The following is a 21,135-nucleotide window of genomic DNA, read 5'->3' on the forward strand; positions in this document are numbered from 1 at the left end:
TTTTCCGGATATACATTGACTAAAACTGCCACTTCAATGCCATTTCTATTACTTTTTTCTCATTAGTCTAGCAAATCCACACTACCCTGTCAATCATTACCAATTATACTCATACAAATATAATATTTATATATTTATTTTAAGCCAATCAGGAAATATTGCAACATTTGTTGCTTTATTAAATAAACTTATTCATTTAGTACTTCGCTTCCCTCAAGTACAAATTTTCCATCCTTTATAATATATGTATTTGTTCCGTCAGGCTCATTGGTATAAATATCGCCAAGCTCAACCAATGGTATTGTAATATCTGTATGACAATTAAAATATGCCTTTTTAATATCGGTTTTCCTTTTTATAGAACATTCATTATCTCTTGCAATGATAGCCTTGCCGTCAGGATTATATGTAACACTCTCCTCGTCATGAGAATAGCAGGTATCGCCGAAAGCAAAATGCGGTCCCATCTTTTCAGCTATCAAAATAGGCATCTTCTCAAAAATATTATACTTCTTTGCCACATTGTAAGCAATCACATTAGTACCTATTGCAAATTCTCCCATCGGCAAAGATTTATGTCCCTTTAAAATCGAATCCTCTACAAGTCTTCTATTGTCATCCCTATTGTCAAAATTCTCGCAAGTATAATCCTCTATCATTCCATCCTTTACTGAAATTGAGAGATTTTTTAAACTATAGCCTGCTAAAAAAACATCCTTTACAAAGAGTTCACCCTCAGTTCCTTTAAGTACCGGTGATGTAAATACTTCACCCACAGGAATATTTACATCTGCCACGCAGTTTTCAAAATTAGTTTCTTTTTCAGGATTCTTAATTTCATGAAGCTTTATGGTAAGGTCTGTTTTATTTCCCTTTCCACCAATTATTCTTACTGTACTTGCCCTATCAAGTGCATCTATAATTTTTTGCTGTGCTTTCCTGTATTTATCAGCATCCAATGTATTTATTTTTATTATATCGTCAAAAATATCGGGATAAATACTTTCATCCTTTGCAATGCTTGGAAGCGGCCATGCTATGATACAAAATGCAGTACCTGAAGTATCAATATACTCGTCCTGTAAAAGCATCATTTCATTTCTGTAATTATTCATCAGACTGTTTTGCTTTTCTGCAAAAGCATTGGCAGAAGGCTTTTTTAGAGGTAGAAACTCAGTTTCTCCAAAGGATTCCATAAGAGCCGGACCTCCATATTTTGCCATATTATCTTTGATTTCTTCAAAAGTCTGCTTACCGATTTCAAACTTCCTGTCCAGATATGCTTTTTTTGTAAAGATATTCATATCATATTTATGATCATAGATAAACTGTCTGTTTACACCGTCACTGCAAATTCCCCTGTTTCTGACAGGTGATATATCAGCAAGTCTGTATGCTTTTCTGTCAAGTATAACCTCAAAGCCCATATCTTCAAATAAAATAATCGCTTCCTTAACTATTCTCTCAAACCCTATATGATATATCAAGGATACAATACTCCTTTTTGATATATCCTTTTGCATTGCAAAAAAACCATCCCTATATCCATCCACAAAAGTCTTTGCACATAGTCTGACAGTTTCCTTATCGAGCGAATTTAAGTATTCTGCTGTTTTTATCTCATTTGAGCCGATATATTCTCCGAATTTAAAAAGATATCTTAGATCAGATAAATCATCATTCATTATTATATTATAAAAAAATCTGTTAGAGGGAGTAAAACTTTCTATAATCTTTTTTCTTGCAGTAATATCCAGATAATCTGATGCATACCAGTATACTGCATCTGTAACTTCCTTTGCATCCCCGCCTTCAAGGCATATTCCGTACACCTGTAAAAACAGCTCAAGAATATTTACAAATCCCTCCAAATCACCCTCAAATACAGTTATAAGGGCTGCTCTGATTTCAAATGAAAGGCTTAAAAAAGGTGAAATAAATTCCTTTTCACATATTTTCTCCAAAAAATCAGGATCATACACTGAATTTTTATAATTTTCTTCCTTTAGATCATAGTACAGCTTATCCTGAAAAGCCGCCAGCTCTTCAAAGCTTTGATTATAAAAATCCCCTTCTTCCTTTTTTAATCTGAAATCATTTACTTTCTCCAAAAAGTCTGACAGAGCCGAGAAAAAATCCTTAAATCTAATATCTCTTTCCGTTTTAATTTGAGATATTCTATCCATTGCCAGATTTATTCTCTCCACTATCAGCTCTTTATTCCAAGAATAAATATCATAAACCATAGTAAAAACAAAATTCCTCCAAGTATTGTTGTAACCACCGAAAGAGATTTTCTGGCAGTTCCCTGTTTAAAAGATTTTATTGAATAGCAAAAGCCCGTAGCAGCAAAGAGAAATGAGCATAGTGCAAAAGCCGATATTTGAGTACTCGGCGCCCCTTGATTCTCTATTACTCTTCTTACTGCAATAACCAAAAGAACCACGGAAATTATATCCAAAAGCAGTGCAAACTTAGCATCCCTTGCAAAAGGTCTCCTCATATAATCGACCATATCTTCTCTGCTGGTCGCAAACTTTGCTCTGTCCTCTGCCGGTAAGAATATATCCGAATCTAAAATATTCTCTTCTCTTCTATATGGTATTCCTAGTCTCTTCTTCTTAAAAAAAATCATTCCTGTCTCCATATGATAGATTTACACAGAATAAAAATAATATAACCGAGAAAAACTCCGAATGTATTTAGTATAATATCATCCACATCAAAACTTCCTACATTTGTCAAAAGCTGTATTACCTCCACCATGCATGAAAACAAACAGCCCTGAAATAAAGTTCTGAAAAAACTATTTTTTCTTCTGCCAATTATCGGTCTGAAAAATCCGAAGGGCATAAAAGCAAGTATATTGCCACCCAGATTTAAAACCGTTATCATACCAAGTCTATCAAAATTATTGATATATCTTTTAATCTCAACAAAAGGTATGGTATTGTATCCATGTACTTCCACCGCCATTCCTCTGCCGAAAGCCTCGGCAAAAAACAGCAGATAGCATAAAATCAAAAGATATATTATAAATAAAATTATACCTATGAATCTAAACTTAGTTCCAAGTTTATTCATATCAAAACTCTATATTGTTTTTTCCGATAAGCAATCTTGCGCCATTTATAATGGAAATAATGCCGGTAGTTACACCTACAACAATCATTATTATCCCGATTGCAATACCTGCACCACCTGATGTCTTCATCAGTTTATATGTCTTTTCCATCTTTCCTCCTGTTGATTTAGCCTATTTTACTCCATAAATCTTATAATAATCATCAATAGCAACCTTTAATTTATCATCAATTATTATCTTGCTGTCTATCTCTTTATTATACAGATAATCAACCACCTCATTCATAGTAACAATTGCGGTGGTCTTTATTCCATATTTCTCACTTATCTCTACAAGTGCAGACTTCTCTCCCTGACCTCTCTCACATCTGTCAACACTTACCACAAGCCCGAGTACATCTACATTTCCCTGCGCTTTTATAATCGGCAAAGTCTCCTCTATAGATGTTCCTGCTGTGGTCACATCCTCTATTATTACTATCTTATCTCCATCCTTTATAGGTGAGCCGAGCAAAATTCCTGTATCACCGTGGTCCTTTACTTCTTTTCTGTTTGAACAATATTTTACATCTACACCATCCTCACTAAGTGCCATTGAAGTTGCCACACTGAGTGGAATACCCTTGTATGCCGGTCCGAAAAGTATATCAAACTTATCTCCGAAAGCGCCTCTTATAGCCTTGGCATAGTATTTTCCAAGCTTACTAAGCTGAGAGCCGCTTCTATAAAATCCCGTATTTACAAAAAACGGTGTCTTTCTTCCGCTCTTTGTTACAAAATCTCCGAATTTAAGTACTTCACATTCTATCATAAAATCAATAAATTCTTTTTTGTAGTTCTCCATACAATCTCCATTCATCCGTACTATTTTACCAGTCCTATAATCTCATTTACATCTTTAAAACCGTTATTATCAAGATACTTTTCAATTCCCTCAGCTACCCAAATACTTGCATTGGGATTTATAAAATTAGCTGTTCCGACGCTTACCATAGTTGCACCGGCAAGTAAAAACTCTATAGCATCCTCAGGTGTGGATATGCCTCCCATTCCTATTATCGGAAGCTTCACGGCATTTGCGACCTGATATACCATTCTAAGTGCAATGGGCTTTATAGCAGGACCTGACATTCCACCTGTTTTATTGGCTATCGCAAAGCATCTTTTATTTATATCAATCTTCATGCCTGTAATAGTATTTATAAGAGAAAGCGCATCCGCTCCGGCAGCCTCCGCTCCCTTTGCAATCTCGGTAATATCTGTAACATTTGGAGAGAGTTTCATAATAATAGGCTTTTTTGAATGAGCCTTTATCTGACTTGTAATCTCTTTTACACTGTCAACATTTGTACCGAAAGCAATACCTCCATGTGAAACATTCGGACAGGATATATTTATTTCAAACATATCCACATCTTCATCGGAAAGTCTTTCAACTGTCTCTACATAATCTGAGATACTTCTGCCGCATACATTTACTATTATTTTTGTATCCTTTTCTTTTAGAAATTTTAAATCTCTTTCAATAAAAGTATCAACTCCGGGATTTTGAAGACCGATAGCATTTAACATACCGCCATAAGTTTCAGCAATTCTAGGCGTAGGATTTCCCTCCCATGGAATATTGGCAACTCCCTTTGTAGTAACCGCTCCAAGTCTGTTTATATCCACAAGTTCCGCAAATTCCTCTCCATGCCCAAAGGTTCCACTGGCAACTGTAACAGGGTTTTTAAACTCCACACCTGCTATTTTTACTTTTGTATTTATCATAGTTCCACCTCTAGGGCATTAAATACAGGTCCTTCACTGCAAATCCTTTTATTTTTCACCTTGGAATGGCTGTCCACATCACTTGATTTACAGGTGCAGGCTAGGCAGGCACCTATTCCGCATGCCATCTTTTCTTCCAATGACAGGAAACATTCTATATTATTTTCCACGGCATATTTTTTTATCGCTCTTAACATAGGTGTAGGTCCGCAGGCAAGTATTCGCTTTGCACTGATATTGTTCTCCCTTATAGCGTCCAAAACATTGCCCTTTGTACCGATACTTCCATCCTCTGTAGCAATATAAACCTTTCCATAGCTTTCAATTTCATCCACAAGGAAGGTATCACTGTCTCTAAATCCCAGAACAATTATTCTTTCACCCTCTATTTGCTTTGCTGTTTCAAGCATAGGCGGTATTCCTATACCTCCACCTATAAGAATGGTAGATTTTGAATCAATGGGAAATCCGTTTCCCAGAGTTCCAAGAAGCTTTATATCATCACCTGCTTTTAAACCTGAAAACTCCTTTGTTCCCGTGTCCTCTCCCGTAACCCTGTATACAAGTCTGATAGAATCCCCGCCTATCTCACATATACTTATCGGTCTTGGCAAAAGCTTTGAAGGATTTGATGTATATACATTTACAAATTGTCCCGCCCTTGCATCCTTTGCCATATCTGTCTTTATCCGGATTGAATAAATATCTTTGCTTAGCCTGTCCTGGGAAAGCACCTTCCCATTGTCCATTATCTTCGTCATTTTTCTCTCTTTATAAAACCCTGTTTATATCTGTTATCATATCTTTTACCGCAGCTCTTGAAGCCTCTCCAAACTCAAGTGAAGCATACTTATCCTGCTTATATGCCGCTATTATTCCTCTGGAAGAGTTTACTATAGCACCCAGACCGTCTGTATTAAAGCAAGGCTTTAAATCCTCGGCTGTTCCTCCCTGAGCACCGTATCCCGGTACCAAAAAGAATGTATTCGGCATTTTTTCTCTAAGTATGGCACTCATTTTCGGATAGGTCGCACCTACTACAGCACCTACATTTGAATAATTCCCATCCATACTCATTGCACCCCACTCACAGGTCTTTTTAGCTACAAGTTCGTATAAAGGTGTGCCGTCTATAAGCTGATCTTGAAACTCTCCGCTTGAAGGGTTTGACGTCTTTACAAGTACAAATATGCCCTTGTTCTCACTGTTACATACATCTATAAAAGGTTTTAAACCATCTGTACCGAGATATGGGTTTACCGTTACAAAATCCGTATCAAAGCCTATAACCTTTTCTCCCAATATTTCGCTTACACCTATATGTGCCTTTGCATAGGAAAGGGATGTGGAGCCTATATCTCCTCTTTTTGCGTCACCTATTACCAAAAGTCCTTTTTCCTTGGCGTATTCCACGGTTTTTTGGTAAGATATCATTCCCTCTATACCAAACTCCTCATACATAGCTATCTGAGGCTTTACAGCCGGTATCAAATCATAGGTCTTATCAATTATCTCTTTGTTAAAATCATAGAAAGCCTCTCCTATGGCTTTTGTTGTTTTTCCGTATTTCTTTATTTTTTCTTCTAATATATAATCAGGTATATGTGAAATAAGCGGATCCAATCCTACACATATAGGGGCATTTGTTTGCTTGATTTTTTCAATAAGTTTTGCAATCATATTTTCTCCTATTACCATTTGGGCATAATTATGTTTTTAAAAGTATAACACATATACCGGCATTATTTCAATAAATGCAGAATCGGAGATTATAATGAATATAATAAAAGTTAGTATCCCCTCACAAGATATAATAAATCAAATAAATTTTATAGTAGAAAAACAAAATAAAGAAAGAGCCCTCCCCCTTTATTTTGATTTTGAAGATGAGTGTTGCATATATTATTTATGCTATGACAATGAAAAACTGATGTCGGTTTTGGCATTGTTTGAAATAGATTCGGATATTTATGAGGCAATAGCCTATACTGATATTGACTATAGGAAAAAAGGTTATTTCAAGTCGCTTTTAAGCTATATCCATGACGATTTGCCATCCGATATTGAAATCTCATTTCTTTGTGACAGAAAGTATCCTCCGGCGGTAGAAACAGCAAAAAAACTTTCTCTTATCTATGATTGTACAGAAACTATGATGGTACTTGACCTGTATACATATAAATCGGAAAAACACCCTTATATCGAAATTTTAAAAGAGGATGATATTTTTTATATATACTATAAGGAAGATGAAATAGGCTCATTCTGCTTTGATAAATTCAGTAATGATGCAGATGATATATATTTTCATAACTTTATTATCTATGAAGAATATCGAAACAGAGGGCTTGGCAAACTTTCAATGAAGGCAATACTTGATTTTTTAAAAGCTCTTGGCAAATCAAAGATACATTTGCAGCTTCTTCTTGAAAATACCCCCGCATATAAGATTTATGCAGAGCTTGGATTTAGAATTGTAAATGAGATAAGCTATTATAAATAATTACAGTTCAGGTAGTTTTTTTAGATACACAGTACATAAACTGTTGCTTATAAAAAATATTAAATTTAAGTATTTATATACCATGTATTGCTAACTGTAATATTAAATGTTATGATAGCTTTATATTTAATTGTGTGATATTCAATTGTATATTATTGATATAGGGGAGATTTACTTATGTTATATGAAGCAATACAGGGGATTCTTATCCCGTTTGCCGGTACCTCTTTGGGTGCGGCATGTGTATTTTTTATGAATAAAGGACTCAGCAGAACTGTACAAAGAGCTTTAACCGGCTTTGCGGCAGGTGTTATGGTGGCAGCATCCGTATGGAGTCTTATAATACCGGCTATTAAACAGATGGAGAAGTCCGGTGCCGAGAGACTGAGCTTTCTTCCCGCTTTTATCGGCTTTTGGTTAGGAACTTTATTTTTACTCAGCCTTGACCATATTATTCCTCATTTGCATATGTATGCTAGCAAAGCAGAGGGCAGAAAAAGCAAGCTTGCAAGAACTACTATGATGGTGCTTGCAGTTACACTTCATAATATCCCCGAAGGAATGGCAGTTGGAATAGTATATGCCGGATTCTTAAACGGCAATATCGGCATATCCGCAGGAGCAGCTATTGCTCTCTCTCTTGGTATTGCCATTCAAAACTTCCCGGAGGGGGCAATTATCTCTATGCCGCTTCATGCTGAGGGGAATAGCAAGATGAAAGCATTATTCTACGGTGTACTCTCCGGTGCTGTTGAACCTGTCGCGGCCTTTATAATGCTTGGTGCATCAAAGATTTTTATCCCCGTTATGCCCTATCTTCTAAGCTTTGCGGCAGGTGCTATGATATATGTTGTAGTAGAGGAACTAATCCCTGAAATGAGTGAGGGAGAACATTCAAATATAGGAGTTATACTGTTTGCCTTCGGCTTTACAGTGATGATGGCTCTGGATGTAGCTCTGAGTTAAATAATAAACCACCGGCTAAACCGGTGGTTTATTCTATGTATTATTATTTGCAATCAGACTTTCTCTATATTCTATCTTAAACATCTTATCTCACCAAAATTTCACTTTACTACTGAACCGTATATATCTCAAATAAATGTGTACTACATAAAGGAATTATAAAGCAATGTTCTTTATCATCAACTTTATGGCTAATTTGTAGAAAATAATCTCTATACAAGAGAATATCAATGTAGCTATACATATAACTACAAGTAAATTTGTATTTATTTGATTTATAGAAAATATCGTATATATAACCGACAAAATCGTTCCCAATATAAAGGGAATAAAAAATAACATGAATATTCCCTTTTTTAACTCAGACAATACCTGTATATTTGTATATCCCAAGTATAGTAATCGCTTATATTTAATTTTGTTCTTTCTAAAATTTTGATCCAATCTTAAAGAGGTCAGTCCTGAAAGTGCAATAAAAATCAAAACTATCGGAACAAACAACAATACCGATACTGCATATCTATTTTCTTTTTTGAAATTCAATACATCTGATTTTGCTGTTACATTATCAGCAATTTTCTTGAGATTTGAAAACATTGTGTCCATATGAGTTTCTCTAAATTCTTCCTTAACTTTGACAAAATACTGCACACTCTGTTTTTTCCCATCTACAAATAGGCTTTCATAATATTTATCCGGAATGATGTATGTCCTTTTATCTTGCCTTTCTATGTTATACACTTCTTCCCATATTTCCCCGACAATCTTAAAATTATAGATTTGTTCATTTATCTTCACCTCGGTATATCCGAGTGGTTGAAATCCCCATCTCACTCCATTTTCTTCTGAAATACTCATCGAATAGTTGTCTTCACTCATCTGTGTCAACACTATAGTTTCATCTCCTGAAATCCCCAAAGACTTACCTGTTAGATCACTGTAATTTTTTTCCGACATTATATTTATAGAATAGTTGTAATCATCATTATCCCATTTTATTTTTGCCTCTTGAATATAAAGCATTTGAGAACTTTCGATTTGCTCAGTAAATTCGAGCTCAAATTTTTGAATATCATTCAATTTCTCATCATTGATTCCATCTATAACAGCAATAAAATCATATGGATTTTCTACATCATAATTTTCTGTCGGTGTTATTGACATAGTAATATTCATAAATAAAATATACAAGCCAAAAATAATACTTGCTGCACATAAAACAAGTAACTTGGCATAATCTTTATACTCAATCCTCAGTCTTGAAATAAAGAAAAGTCTTTTTAAGTATTTCTTCAAAGACAAGGAAAGAAGCCCCTCATACCAATCCGAAAAAGTCATTATCAGAAAGTATGCGGCTAAAGTAAAACAGAGTATAGGTATAAGTGCTATGAGAACTCCATAGGATGTCACTTGGTAAATCTTTAAAAAATATATTCCGACTAAAAGAGATACCACACCCAATGCAGTGTATATCTTGGGATATTTAACTTTTTTTACTTTTCTTTCATAGGTAAGCAGTTCCTTGATTTCAGATTTTTTTATAAATCTTATCCTATAAATAATATTTACAATATAAGTTATCAAAACTACTGCAAAAGTTGTTGAACCCCCAACAACAGATATGTCCTTTACCGAAATAAAATCTCCTATTTTTAGTACCTGAAATATCAAAACATAAAGGGTAGTTCCAAGCGAAATCCCACCAATCACTGAAATCAGAAAAAAATAACACCACTTTTTATATAGATATTTACAAAGATACCCCTTATTAACTCCAATTCCAAATAAAATACCAATCTTTTTTACTTGCTCATCAAAAATATACAGGCTAATATAATGCTGATAAACAAACAAAAATAATATCATGATAATATTTAAAGATGTAAACCATACAGGTATTGTATAGTCTACCTCACTCATGATTTTTATTGCATCGGCATTAAAATTAAACTGTATAAACATTTGAAATACGGCAATCAATATTCCGAACAACATAAAAGAGCTGTAGTATTTACGAAAACTGACTATTTTATTTAAATCAATTCCCATACCTAATTACCTCACTTGTGTAAATATTTTTATAATTTTATCATGGAAATCCTCTTGAAAATCAGACTTATGTATAATCTCTCCAATACATCCGTCTTCAATAAATGCCACTGTATCACAGTTACTTGCCACAAAAGTATCATGAGTCACAATGACCACTGTCGTATTGAATCTTTGATTTACAGCTTTCACTAATTCTATAAATGATTTCATATTCCCGCTATCCAAACTGCCGGTCGGCTCATCAGCCAAAATCACTTTTGGCGATTTTATTAATGCACGCCCAATTGCCGCTCTTTGTTGTTCTCCACCGGATACTTTATCGGGTTTACTATTTTCAAAATCTTTTATATCTAAAAAATCTAAAAGATTTTTATATTTTGCTTCTATTATCTCCGGTTCGCAATTTTGTAATGTCAATGGTAAAATTATGTTCTCTTTGATTGTAAGACCATCAAGTAAATTAAAATCTTGAAAAATATACCCTATGTCATCTTTACGATGTCTTTCATAATCCGACTCATCAAAAGAGGGGGCTGTGAAAAAACTCGATTGAGTTTTTTCACAGCTCCCTTTTTGCACTTATTGTTTATAAATGACTGAAATCATACGCAAAAAAGACGCACTTCCCCTACCCCATAGAAATTCTTTTTTTGAATCTATGCGGCAGTTCTGTTTCTCATCTTTTTTTTCTGATATTTATATAAATTATGGCCTATCGCCACGAGTAAAACTTCCAGTTTGACTGAATGAATACCTCTTCGGACAATTCTCTTGTACCAACGGTCATTTTTCATAATTCCGAAAGTGCCTTCTGCTTGTATCGAACGGTTCATTCGTAATAACGCACCATGGATACTTTCTAGGTTTTCGATTACTTCCTGATGCATAGAAGTTAGTTCCTGATTGATCCGAACGGTTCGATTCTTATCTGTCTTCTTACATTTCTTTGCATATGGACATCCACTACAGTCTTCGCATTCATACAATTCTTCTTTGCGTCCGTACTGATTTCCTCTCACATTTTTTCTGTATAAAAAATGGAATGATTTATCATTAGGGCATCTCATGAATCCTTGCTCATCAATTCTGAAGTTAACTGCACGAAAAGGATCTTCATGATATTTCTTATCCTTAGTTTCCTTTTTAAACATTGGAAATTTCATATACTTTTCAATTCCGTTCTGTTCACAGAAAATATAATTGTTGTATGAGCCATATCCGGCATCTGCAACAGGATACTTGGGATAGAATCCATAAGTTTGTTTGAAGTGCTCCATCAAAGGAACAAAACAATCCATATCCGAACGATACTGATTCACGTCAACAACTGCAATATATTCATCTGCTACACCAATCTGTACATTATATGCCGGCAGAAGTTGATCATTGCCCATGTAATCCGTTTTGATACGCATAAAGGTGGCTGAGTTATCTGTTTTAGAGTAACTGTTTCGGTTAGGACCACAGATTTCTATTCTTTGTATGTATTCTTGAAGTTTCTGACAGAAAGTAGTCAAGTGTTCATAATGACGCTGTTCTTTGGATTTACGCTTTCCACTTCCGTAAACAAATGTACTTGTATCCAGTTCCCACAAAAGTACCAACTGCTCAACGATTTCATTCAGATAATCCGGTACATACTCTGTGTTTGTTGTGATCTGCACCCCGCTCCATGCGATTTCTGCATTAATTTCCCCAATCTCCGCGGTGATTTTTTCGTAAAGCTTGTAACGGAACTTTTCGGTAGCCTTCTTCCATACCCAGGTATACTTGTTTGCGTTTGCTTCAAACTTGGAGCCGTCGATGTAGATATGTTGCAGATCCACATGCTCTTCGTTAAAGATAGCATGATTGATGTCATTAAAAATGTTTTCAATCTTATCTTGAAGTATTTCATTGATGAAATATCCAAAGGTTCTGTATGACGGAGTCTGGTGATCCATGAGATACATGAACCTGATATTAACTTTACAGTTGTCTTCCAGTTCTCTCAGAGAGCAGTAACCGCTAGTCATAAATCCGAAAAGTACTGTTTTTAACATGTTGACCGGATTATATCTGAATCGTCCGGTTGTGTACTCCGGAATATCCGTCAGATACTTGTTTAAATCGATTCCTCCCATCAATCTGTCAAATGTTAAAACAGGATCCAGCAGATTCAAACAATCTGAAAGAAACAGTGGTAAATATCCTTGTTTTGTATTACAATAATTGTTGTGTAAAGTTTTTGTCATAAGTTAATTTTACCACAAAAATAGGACCTTTCGCATGAACGAATGGTCCTATTTCTTTTAGGGACTTATTTCACAGCCCCTTCGCCTTCACTTATACTATCCATACCACCCAATATCCTAAGCAATGTACTTTTTCCACTTCCTGATGAGCCCATTATGCAAAAAACTTCTCCCTTAGGAATGGTTAATGTAAGATTACAAAGAATATCTTTTGTGGTTTTCTCTGTTTTTACAGATTTTTTCAAATTTAAAATTTCTATTTTATTCATATTCTATACCCTCCTCAAAAGATGCTCTTTTATTTAGCTCAATCAAAATGCCTTGACTGAGTTGTTCGGCAATATCCCTGTCATGAGTTATTATTACAACCGTACTATCTTTGTTTATTTCATCAATAATTTTTAATATTTCTTCTCATTTTTCATTTTTTACTCCAGCGTCAATCACCTATATATAATTTCTCACACTAATTATAATTGATTTGATAGCAAATTACAAATACTATACACTCTCCTACCATATTAAAACAAGCACCTATAAATAATAATATAAATACATTCAATATAATTCTTAATATCAGCACTACCTCCTTATTAAAAATATGGAGATATGCAATATTACCAATTCAATTATACAAAAAAACATTTCTACTAAACGTAAAGTGTAATGAAATGTATGGCTAGTTGTAATTAAATGTATTTCAGGTGAAAATAAGTGTAATAGAAAAGAATAAGACTTACCCCCATTCCAAATGGTGGTAAGTCTTAACCTCTCAGGTTCCGCCAAAAGATGGATTTCTGTATACATAAGAATGTAATCTATGTATACTCTTCCATCTATTAACCTCACTTATTTCATATTGCACAAATTTTAATTATTTCTACTAAATATTTTTTTCTCCATATATACCCATTCTTCGTACTTTGGTATAAAAGCAATATGGTAAGTACAATCTATTCCGGATATATTCAAATTTATTCCTTTATCTCATTTAAACATATCATATCAGACTTTACATTCTATTCCGGTCATATTCTAATATATTCTAAGCTTTCTTAAATTTTTACTATCTTCCTTTATATTCCAACCTTGTGCAAAGCATTGTATACATACTTAAAACAATAATACAAAAAGATATATCATTACAAAGTAATAAAATACTTCAAGTCATATTAGTAGTAGCTTTAAATTTTTTATTCTATAACTTTCAAAAATGGGATTTTATCACTTCTTAACACAGTTCATATTTACTAAACTCATCAATCGTATAGAATAGGTATCTCTATGATAAACTTATCATCCATGTGCGTTTCTTAAAAATAACAAGTGATACAACAAGTCTGAATATCTCTTCTGTAGTAAGCAATGTATATACACCTACAATTCCCCATTTAAACACATATGCTGCAAGCATACAAAGAGGAATTCCTATACACCATGTTCCTATAATGTCAATAATCATTATAATTTTTGTATTTCCTCCACTTCTTATAATACCTCCTCCAAGAATCATATTTTCAACCTTTACCGGAGCATATATGGCAAATATTACAAGAAGGATTTTCCCAAGCTCTTTTACATTATAATCCACCTGATAAAATCCTGTATAGACTCCTGCCAACAATATAAGAATTGATGATATAAAGACTGCGCCTATTAACCCCGCAATCATAATTTTCCCTGATTCCCTATATGCCTCCTCATACTCTTTCTTTCCAAGTCTCTTTCCGACCATAACGCCTGCTGCAGCTGACAAACCACTTAAAGCACCCATAACCAATCCCTGAATCGGAGCCGTAAGCATATATGCCGTAAGATTTGCCGTATCAAGATGCCCATACACCCCGGTTTCCACATTCTGTCCCAAACTCCAGAGAAACTCACTTACAAGAATAGGTATAACCATTATAAAATAATCCGGTATACTGATCCTTTTAAAATGTAATGACAATATCGGCTTATCCCCATCTTTTTTGATGCAAAGAATAAATCCGATAAAAATAAATATGAGATTAAATAACTGAGAAACAAGGGTTGCAATTGCGGCACCTTTTATTCCCATAGGTGAAAATCCGGCTTTCCCAAATATAAGTATATAATTAAGTCCTGTATTTATACCTACAGCTAACAGGCTTGCTAAAAACGGTATGACAGCATGCTCCTTGCAGCGCAGCCATGTGGATAAAATGATACTGATTGCCATCGGAATATATGAAAATGCTACAATGCGAAAATACACGGCACCCATATTTATAATACCTGCATCCTTTGTATACAGTCCAATAATATGTGTCGGAAAAACTCCTGATGCAAACAAAAATAATGCAGATATTATCACTGCAAAAACCATGCTTATATCAAAGCTGCTCCATGCTTCTTTCATATCCTTTGCTCCGATAAACTGTGCTGTTAATATTCCTGCAACAGTTCCCACCGTACCTGTTACCACATGAAAAATCAAAGAAAAATTACCATACAGTCCAACTGCCGATATATTTATTTCCCCCAGCTGACCGATCATTATCTGGTCAATAATTGAAAATGATGCCTGCAACATGCTCTGCAATGTAACAGGAACAGCTATTTTACATAATGATTTACTAAACTCTGACATTATAATTCCCTTGTACTTTCTCTTTTTATAAGTTTTACCGGAAGAACTATTCTTGTATCATATTCCTTCCCGTCACGCATATCTTCAATACATTTGATTGCAGCCTTTGCCCTTAAATATGCGTCCTGATGAATTGTAGTCAATGCCGGAATGCTTTCCCTGCTTGCCATACTGTCATCCATCCCGATTATTTGCAAATCTTTCGGAATCTGAATACCTTCTGCCTGTGAAAATTGCATAAAGTCCAGTGCATAATAATCGGATACTGCAAAAACTCCGGTAATATTAAGCTTTGAAAGTTCCAAAAACTTATCCTTGTAAAATTGTACTCTTTCTTTCTTTGTATTAGGTATTTTCCAGATTACAGTTTCCCCGGGTTCAAAGGCTTTGCAAAATCCATCAATACGCTCCTTGTCCATACATATATAATTATCTGAGATACATAATGCTTTTTTATGTCCAAGCTTCTTAAAATATTCCCCTGCCTTATAACCTCCATCATAATGATCAATCACAAGATTAACAAATTTTGAGCATTTATCAAAATAGCCGTCATATACAACAAAAGATATCCTCATCTGATTTCGCAGTCTTTCATAATTCTCTTCACAAAATCCCATCAGAATCAGCCCGTCCATATTCCACATTGAAGCAAACACTATTACTTCATTGATATCTGTCGTTGTTTTTATCATAAGGAAATATCCTTTTTTATTTACCTCGTGAGAAAGTGCATTCAATGACGACATTACAAATCCGTCCTCTAAAACTCTGCCCTCATATTTGGGATGATCATTCACTACCACTCCGATAATTCTTGAATTATTTCTTGCAAGCAAGATTCCTGCCATATTAGGAATATATCCGGTTTTTTCAAGCTCCTGTTGAACCCTTTTTACCGTTTCATCCGAAATTTTCCGGGTTTTACCATGAATCACATTTGAAACTGTTGCTGTACTAAGCCCCAGCGCATCTGCAACATCAACAATCCTAACTCTGCTTTGTGCCATATAATCCCTTCTCTTCCCATTATTATCCGGTGTATTTTTGATATTAACCTTATTACTACTTTTCTAATATATTGTATAATAAAGAGATTTGCTCTACCATTTCTGATATTAATTAAATATCAATGATACATTACACCGGTGCATCACTTCTACATCGCCTAAAAGGATATATTCCCCTTTCAGCAAATCCATTGTACAATAGGGATTCAGCTTTCACAACGATTAAACGCATAACCCATCACAAAATTTATATCTTATTTTTTCAAATTTTTAGTATATTGATAGAAATTTTTATTACATTTTAGATTTCAACTTTTATTAAACTTATATAAATAAAAATAGGCTATAAAAACTTTACTGTGTTTTTATAGCCCCTTCAAAGTATAAATACTATTTAAACATAATATCCTCTTGCCAAAAATTACTTTCTCCCCATTTATTCCTATACTCCAAGTATATATCAAACAGCATTATGCACTTTTGCTTTTAAATATAACATAAAGTCTGACACACTCTTTTGGGCGGAATTGCTACATACATATGGAAATAATCTATGCACGCTCTTCCATCTGTCAGGTTTACTTGTCCCAACTCACACAACTTTTTTATTATTTCTGCCAAATCTTTTTTAGTTCCTCCATACTAATTGTAGTCTGCATATCTCCACCAAGCTATTGTTAAAATAAATCCCGAAATACTAACCACAAACAAACTAATTATACCCCCTAAATTAAAAATCACTTTTCCCGTAATACCACTTGCGAGTGAAGGAATAGACCATGGAATATATTCACCCAAATTAAGAGCTGAACCAAGCTGAGAGAAAAGAACTGTGAAAATGATAAATGCCAATGGCGATAAATATCCACGACCTAAGCAAGCAAAAAAACCAACCGGAGTAGATAGTAAGATAGTGAATGTTGTACAATAAGCAAAAGTAAATATGCCTTTGAAAACGGTTATTGAATTCCAACCTGAAAGTCCAATCAATTTCCCGGCTAACAATCCTAATATAAGTGCAATAATTGATATAAAATAACTCCATAAAGCGATAACTATAAACTTGGATAATACAATCGTCTCTCTTTTTATCGGAACCACTAATAAGTCTATCATAGTTTTATCAGAGTATTCTCTACCAAAAACCCAAGATGTTGTAAATCCAAAAATAAGTAAACCTCCAATAGAAATTACTTGTGATAAGGACATAAGATATGATGACCAATCCGTTATTCTAATCATCTCCATTTTTGCAGAAATCAAACCGAGATTTTTAAAAGACTCCGGATATTTCATCATAGCTGCAAATATCCCGACAATAAAAGGAACGAAACAGATAGTACAGGCAGTTATTATCGAAAGTTTTGATTTTATCAGCTTTCTCCATTCAATTAAAATACAAGAAAGGATCTTATTCATTTTCATTCTATGCTCCTCTATTACAGTCATTAAGTACTCTAAGAAAATAATTCTCTAAATCTTCTTTTTCAACAGTCAGCATTTTGGGTGGATAACCTGCATTAACCAGCAATGTGGCAATCTCTTCCGAAGATTCCACGGACTTTGTATCAATCAGTTCTAAGTAACAGGAATTATTTTCTAAATCTGATTTGAAATTCACTTGATAACCCTTAGCAGATAATACTTCTTTCATAGCCTTGTTGTTACGACCGCTTACCAACAACCTTTTTTCTAAATACAGATCCAACTCTTTACTTTCAACTTCTCTTATGAGTCTACCCTCATGTATAATTACTATTCTTGTTGCAACTTTAGATATCTCTTCCAGCTTATGGCTTGAAATAAGAACAGTTGTACCAAGATTATTTGCTAATTCTTTTAACAGCTCTCTCACTTCAATGACTCCAAAAGGATCCAGTCCATTTGTCGGCTCATCAAGTATTAAGATTTCAGGTTTATGAATAATTGCTTTTGCAATCCCTAAGCGAGCAATATTTCCTAAAGAAAGATGTTTTACTTGTTTATCTTTATATTGATCCAGTTTCAGCTTTTCAGTTACCCAATCAATAACATCTTTATTTCTAATCCCTCTTAGCGTACTGACAATTTCCAAATTTTCTTGCACGGTTAAATCCGGATAAGAATAGGGAGTTTCAATAATATAACCTATTTCATTTAGAACCTCTACATTATATTGGTCTATCTTATTTCCTTGGATATAACATTCTCCTGATGTGGGTTTTATCAATCCTAACAGCATTCTCATAGTCGTCGTTTTTCCTGCGCCGTTTAGCCCTAAAAAACCTACTATTTCACCGGAGCTTATTGATAGATTCAAGTCATTAACAACAAGAGTTTTTCCATATTTTTTAGAAAGATTTACTGTTTTAATTGCCTCTTTCACCATTATCCTCCTCAATAATTTGTCCAACAATTCCTTGTATTAGTAATTTTAATACCGCATCAAATTGTTTTTCGCCGATTTCTTCAATATGTAATATGCTCATAGCAATCGTTCTGAATAAAGCGGAGACAATTTCTACCGATACGCTTTCTCTAATATTGATTCGGGACACAATTTTTTCAGCCATTCTATCATCTAAGAGTTGATGAGTTGTTATCACTTCTTTCGGTAATTTTCTTATGAGTAATTCCATTTCGTGATTTCTAAATATGGTAAAGACAAACGAATAGCGAAAATCCTGATAAAAATTATATAGTAAATGTACAAACTGATTTGCATTTATTTGATTTTCCTGTTCTAATTTCTCTGCCAAACGATTCATTATATCTATTTGATATTCTTCTAAGACTGTAAAAAACAACATTTCTTTTGAGGAATAAAAATTATAAAAAGAACCCTTGGAAATATCAACCATTTCCACCATTTTGTCAACTGTTGTTTTCCTAACCCCATATCTTTGAAGGCATTCCTTTGCAGCTTTTTGTAATTTCTTTCTAATCACTTCTTTTTCTTTATCAGTAAAAGCGGTAGCCATAACTTCCTCCTAAATTATCTATGACTATTTTTATATCTATAGTCATAGCATATCATATAAAATGAAAAAAGTCAAAAAGACTTATACCCTCTTTGTAAAAGTTATAAGTCTTCAAATTCAAATACTATTCACTTTGCAATCTTTTAGTTCTGTCACCATTTTAATCATTTATCTAAGATATCAATATACTATGTGATCTACAGTTTATTTTTTTATATTTGTTTGTATTATAATAATATAAAATTAAATTTACTTAACACTTAAATTATTAACTACACTTTCGTAATAAACACGGTAAGTGCATATGCACTTACGAAAAATCACTTAATCCTCGCTTCGTATAGGTCTCTTTCATGCAATTTTCCTTGTTAGGGAATATCCATAAGCTCCTGCATAAGTAACTTACTTTATTTCATCACCTAAGTAGTTTTTGAAAAAGTTTTTGCTTCTTTCATTGAAGTTTACTTGTAAGGCTCTCTATTTGATTTTTAAGATTAACATTCCATTTTGGTTATATTCTAATGTGGTATTAAGGCATCGCTTAATTCCCGTATCCTACCTTTACATTCCATTTTGGTCATATTCTAATTGCTTTTCGTGCCGTTTTCCTATTTACTTTTTTATTCTTTACATTCCATTCTGGTTATATTCTAATGCAATACCTCAGCAGTTGCATTTGAGCGTAATGGCTTTACATTCCACCCTTGTGTCAAGTATTGCATACATTTTTTAAAATTCCCAATCTGTTTTACTTCTATTTTAACTTCAACACCGGATTTTTCAAGAGCTTATTGATAAGGTCAGTGTAAATCATCTGATCAACTACTTCCGTTATGCTCGTAATTCTTTGTCCTGCATCTTTGGAAGATGCTCCACAATGATAGATTCTCTGATGTTCGGTGTTCCAGTCGATAATAATGTATCTGTCATGAAATTCTCCACCGGATTTTTGGAATGTTATCTTTCTAAACGGATATTCCTCACAAAAATCCTGATATTCAAGGGTATGAAGTCCTTTACCGATGTTGTCGCTGAATATAATTACCTCTACCGATGAAAGGACATCTTTTAACAAGACCAGAGTTTTCACTCCGATGTAATTATCTACAATATAAATACTCTTTTTCGCTATGCTGTAAATGTCCTTATAAGCAAGATTTGCTTCGATCGGCTGTCCATTCAAAAGTAAAAATCCGTATTTGAGCTGTGGATTGCTAAGGTCGAGAATCAAGTCAGACAGTTCAGATTTATGTACAACATTCCCTAAATTATCCACTAATCCTGCCACCTTATCTTCCACATCTCTTAAATCTCTTCTTAAATCCTGCATTTCCACGACATTACTTGTGATTTGCATCGAAAGCTGCAAAAACTCTCTTTTCCCAATCAAGCCTTGATTTTCTACAATGTAATCTTTCATTTGCTTGAAAGTACGAACTAAAGCTCTACTTTGCCTTACAGCAAGGTCACCCTTTAATACAGTCATCAGCATATAGATTCCCTGTTCAGTAAAGGCATAAGGAAGGTACCTTGTACCACCCCAGCTTGAGGTGAAAATTTTGCACCTCAAGTCATCCATTTCTTCTTCGGTGAGCCTGAACATAAAATCTTCGCCTTCAAACTTCTCAATATTATTCTTGACTTGCCTGTTAAAATTTTTCGTTTCATATCCATAGATTTCGGCTAATTCAAAGTCAAGCATAACCTTTTGTCCCCTAATAATATAAATCTTTTTTACAAGGGATTCATGATTTACAAACATCATTTCATCTTTTTTATCCATTTCATTATCCTCTTATTCAAATTTCCAATACATTTCATATACTCTATTGTATCATGATTTTACAAAATCAATCTCGATACCTTAAAAAATTTACAACTATGCCGGTATCCCTATCAGAACACAAGCACACCCTTGTGTCAAGTATTGGATACATATTTT

General features: G+C 34.0%; 20 protein-coding genes. 2 read left to right on the plus strand and 18 right to left on the minus strand.

Annotation, left to right across the window (positions count from 1 at the left end; all coding sequences use genetic code 11):
* Window positions 1-188: 188 nt before the first annotated feature.
* From J4O15_RS11010 to pyrF, 8 genes are read right to left on the minus strand one after another with little or no spacing between them, the layout of a single operon-like run.
* A complete protein-coding gene (locus J4O15_RS11010) occupies window positions 189-2,246 on the minus strand; it encodes an aminopeptidase (RefSeq protein ID WP_208100779.1) in 2,058 nt (685 codons plus the stop codon).
* Entirely contained in the window at window positions 2,210-2,635 is a 426-nt protein-coding gene (locus J4O15_RS11015) for a hypothetical protein (RefSeq protein ID WP_009220143.1), read from the minus strand. The genes J4O15_RS11010 and J4O15_RS11015 overlap by 37 nt, the downstream gene beginning before the upstream one ends.
* Window positions 2,632-3,084: a VanZ family protein gene (locus J4O15_RS11020; RefSeq protein WP_208100780.1), complete on the minus strand. Its 453-nt coding sequence runs from the start codon at window positions 3,082-3,084 to the stop codon at window positions 2,632-2,634. Before J4O15_RS11020 ends, J4O15_RS11015 begins: the two co-directional genes overlap by 4 nt.
* 1 nt (window position 3,085) lies before the next feature.
* On the minus strand, window positions 3,086-3,235 hold the full coding sequence (locus J4O15_RS11025) for a hypothetical protein (protein WP_009220141.1): 150 nt from the start codon (window positions 3,233-3,235) through the stop codon (window positions 3,086-3,088).
* Window positions 3,236-3,256: 21 nt separating this feature from the next.
* On the minus strand, window positions 3,257-3,928 hold the full coding sequence (gene pyrE / locus J4O15_RS11030; RefSeq protein ID WP_208100781.1) for an orotate phosphoribosyltransferase: 672 nt from the start codon (window positions 3,926-3,928) through the stop codon (window positions 3,257-3,259).
* Window positions 3,929-3,948: 20 nt separating this feature from the next.
* Complete coding sequence (locus J4O15_RS11035; protein WP_208100782.1) at window positions 3,949-4,854, minus strand: dihydroorotate dehydrogenase; 906 nt, start codon at window positions 4,852-4,854, stop codon at window positions 3,949-3,951.
* A complete protein-coding gene (locus tag J4O15_RS11040) occupies window positions 4,851-5,615 on the minus strand; it encodes a dihydroorotate dehydrogenase electron transfer subunit (protein WP_208100783.1) in 765 nt (254 codons plus the stop codon). The genes J4O15_RS11035 and J4O15_RS11040 overlap by 4 nt, the downstream gene beginning before the upstream one ends.
* A gap of 10 nt (window positions 5,616-5,625) precedes the next feature.
* Window positions 5,626-6,534: an orotidine-5'-phosphate decarboxylase gene (pyrF, locus tag J4O15_RS11045; RefSeq protein WP_208100784.1), complete on the minus strand. Its 909-nt coding sequence runs from the start codon at window positions 6,532-6,534 to the stop codon at window positions 5,626-5,628.
* 94 nt (window positions 6,535-6,628) lie between these two features.
* Here pyrF and J4O15_RS11050 point away from each other — a divergent pair, with 94 nt between their 5' ends.
* Window positions 6,629-7,357, plus strand: coding sequence for a GNAT family N-acetyltransferase (locus tag J4O15_RS11050; RefSeq protein WP_208100785.1), 729 nt, complete (start codon window positions 6,629-6,631; stop codon window positions 7,355-7,357).
* A 177-nt stretch (window positions 7,358-7,534) separates the two neighbouring features.
* A complete protein-coding gene (locus J4O15_RS11055; RefSeq protein WP_208100786.1) occupies window positions 7,535-8,323 on the plus strand; it encodes a ZIP family metal transporter in 789 nt (262 codons plus the stop codon).
* A 156-nt stretch (window positions 8,324-8,479) separates the two neighbouring features.
* On the opposite strand, the gene J4O15_RS11060 is transcribed toward J4O15_RS11055, so the two are convergent.
* The 10 genes from J4O15_RS11060 to J4O15_RS11105 all read right to left on the minus strand — a co-directional run bounded on the left by J4O15_RS11060 (window position 8,480) and on the right by J4O15_RS11105 (window position 20,976).
* Window positions 8,480-10,372 (minus strand): hypothetical protein, encoded by a 1,893-nt coding sequence (locus tag J4O15_RS11060; RefSeq protein WP_208100787.1) that lies wholly within the window; start codon window positions 10,370-10,372, stop codon window positions 8,480-8,482.
* Between the two features lie 6 nt (window positions 10,373-10,378).
* On the minus strand, window positions 10,379-10,954 hold the full coding sequence (locus J4O15_RS11065) for an ABC transporter ATP-binding protein (RefSeq protein ID WP_330638784.1): 576 nt from the start codon (window positions 10,952-10,954) through the stop codon (window positions 10,379-10,381).
* Between the two features lie 77 nt (window positions 10,955-11,031).
* On the minus strand, window positions 11,032-12,609 hold the full coding sequence (locus tag J4O15_RS11070) for an IS1182 family transposase (RefSeq protein WP_208099497.1): 1,578 nt from the start codon (window positions 12,607-12,609) through the stop codon (window positions 11,032-11,034).
* A 65-nt stretch (window positions 12,610-12,674) separates the two neighbouring features.
* On the minus strand, window positions 12,675-12,878 hold the full coding sequence (locus J4O15_RS11075; RefSeq protein WP_243762037.1) for an ATP-binding cassette domain-containing protein: 204 nt from the start codon (window positions 12,876-12,878) through the stop codon (window positions 12,675-12,677).
* A 1,013-nt stretch (window positions 12,879-13,891) separates the two neighbouring features.
* Window positions 13,892-15,223, minus strand: a complete 1,332-nt coding sequence (locus J4O15_RS11080) for an MATE family efflux transporter (RefSeq protein WP_208100788.1) — start codon at window positions 15,221-15,223, stop codon at window positions 13,892-13,894.
* A complete protein-coding gene (locus tag J4O15_RS11085) occupies window positions 15,223-16,233 on the minus strand; it encodes a LacI family DNA-binding transcriptional regulator (RefSeq protein ID WP_208100789.1) in 1,011 nt (336 codons plus the stop codon). Before J4O15_RS11085 ends, J4O15_RS11080 begins: the two co-directional genes overlap by 1 nt.
* Window positions 16,234-16,875: 642 nt before the next feature.
* Entirely contained in the window at window positions 16,876-17,658 is a 783-nt protein-coding gene (locus J4O15_RS11090; protein ID WP_243762038.1) for an ABC transporter permease, read from the minus strand.
* Window position 17,659: 1 nt separating this feature from the next.
* The gene (locus J4O15_RS11095) at window positions 17,660-18,601 is read right to left on the minus strand and encodes an ABC transporter ATP-binding protein (RefSeq protein ID WP_208100791.1); all 942 of its coding nucleotides are present in this window, start codon (window positions 18,599-18,601) and stop codon (window positions 17,660-17,662) included.
* A complete protein-coding gene (locus tag J4O15_RS11100; protein WP_208100792.1) occupies window positions 18,582-19,193 on the minus strand; it encodes a TetR/AcrR family transcriptional regulator in 612 nt (203 codons plus the stop codon). Before J4O15_RS11100 ends, J4O15_RS11095 begins: the two co-directional genes overlap by 20 nt.
* A gap of 754 nt (window positions 19,194-19,947) precedes the next feature.
* Window positions 19,948-20,976: an ORF6N domain-containing protein gene (locus J4O15_RS11105; RefSeq protein WP_208100793.1), complete on the minus strand. Its 1,029-nt coding sequence runs from the start codon at window positions 20,974-20,976 to the stop codon at window positions 19,948-19,950.
* Window positions 20,977-21,135 lie beyond the last annotated feature (159 nt).

Origin of the sequence: Lachnoanaerobaculum sp. Marseille-Q4761 (assembly GCF_017565785.1) — a bacterium.
GTDB lineage: Bacteria > Bacillota > Clostridia > Lachnospirales > Lachnospiraceae > Lachnoanaerobaculum.

Excerpts from the sequence above, each read along its gene's own strand:
- J4O15_RS11010 (WP_208100779.1), bottom strand. The coding sequence starts at position 2,246 with ATGGTTTATGATATTTATTCTTGGAATAAAGAGCTGATAGTGGAGAGA.
- J4O15_RS11015 (WP_009220143.1), bottom strand. The coding sequence starts at position 2,635 with ATGATTTTTTTTAAGAAGAAGAGACTAGGAATACCATATAGAAGAGAA.
- J4O15_RS11020 (WP_208100780.1), bottom strand. The coding sequence starts at position 3,084 with ATGAATAAACTTGGAACTAAGTTTAGATTCATAGGTATAATTTTATTT.
- J4O15_RS11025 (WP_009220141.1), bottom strand. The coding sequence starts at position 3,235 with ATGGAAAAGACATATAAACTGATGAAGACATCAGGTGGTGCAGGTATT.
- pyrE (WP_208100781.1), bottom strand. The coding sequence starts at position 3,928 with ATGGAGAACTACAAAAAAGAATTTATTGATTTTATGATAGAATGTGAA.
- J4O15_RS11035 (WP_208100782.1), bottom strand. The coding sequence starts at position 4,854 with ATGATAAATACAAAAGTAAAAATAGCAGGTGTGGAGTTTAAAAACCCT.
- J4O15_RS11040 (WP_208100783.1), bottom strand. The coding sequence starts at position 5,615 with ATGACGAAGATAATGGACAATGGGAAGGTGCTTTCCCAGGACAGGCTA.
- pyrF (WP_208100784.1), bottom strand. The coding sequence starts at position 6,534 with ATGATTGCAAAACTTATTGAAAAAATCAAGCAAACAAATGCCCCTATA.
- J4O15_RS11050 (WP_208100785.1), top strand. The coding sequence starts at position 6,629 with ATGAATATAATAAAAGTTAGTATCCCCTCACAAGATATAATAAATCAA.
- J4O15_RS11055 (WP_208100786.1), top strand. The coding sequence starts at position 7,535 with ATGTTATATGAAGCAATACAGGGGATTCTTATCCCGTTTGCCGGTACC.
- J4O15_RS11060 (WP_208100787.1), bottom strand. The coding sequence starts at position 10,372 with ATGGGAATTGATTTAAATAAAATAGTCAGTTTTCGTAAATACTACAGC.
- J4O15_RS11070 (WP_208099497.1), bottom strand. The coding sequence starts at position 12,609 with ATGACAAAAACTTTACACAACAATTATTGTAATACAAAACAAGGATAT.
- J4O15_RS11075 (WP_243762037.1), bottom strand. The coding sequence starts at position 12,878 with ATGAATAAAATAGAAATTTTAAATTTGAAAAAATCTGTAAAAACAGAG.
- J4O15_RS11080 (WP_208100788.1), bottom strand. The coding sequence starts at position 15,223 with ATGTCAGAGTTTAGTAAATCATTATGTAAAATAGCTGTTCCTGTTACA.
- J4O15_RS11085 (WP_208100789.1), bottom strand. The coding sequence starts at position 16,233 with ATGGCACAAAGCAGAGTTAGGATTGTTGATGTTGCAGATGCGCTGGGG.
- J4O15_RS11090 (WP_243762038.1), bottom strand. The coding sequence starts at position 17,658 with ATGAAAATGAATAAGATCCTTTCTTGTATTTTAATTGAATGGAGAAAG.
- J4O15_RS11095 (WP_208100791.1), bottom strand. The coding sequence starts at position 18,601 with ATGGTGAAAGAGGCAATTAAAACAGTAAATCTTTCTAAAAAATATGGA.
- J4O15_RS11100 (WP_208100792.1), bottom strand. The coding sequence starts at position 19,193 with ATGGCTACCGCTTTTACTGATAAAGAAAAAGAAGTGATTAGAAAGAAA.
- J4O15_RS11105 (WP_208100793.1), bottom strand. The coding sequence starts at position 20,976 with ATGGATAAAAAAGATGAAATGATGTTTGTAAATCATGAATCCCTTGTA.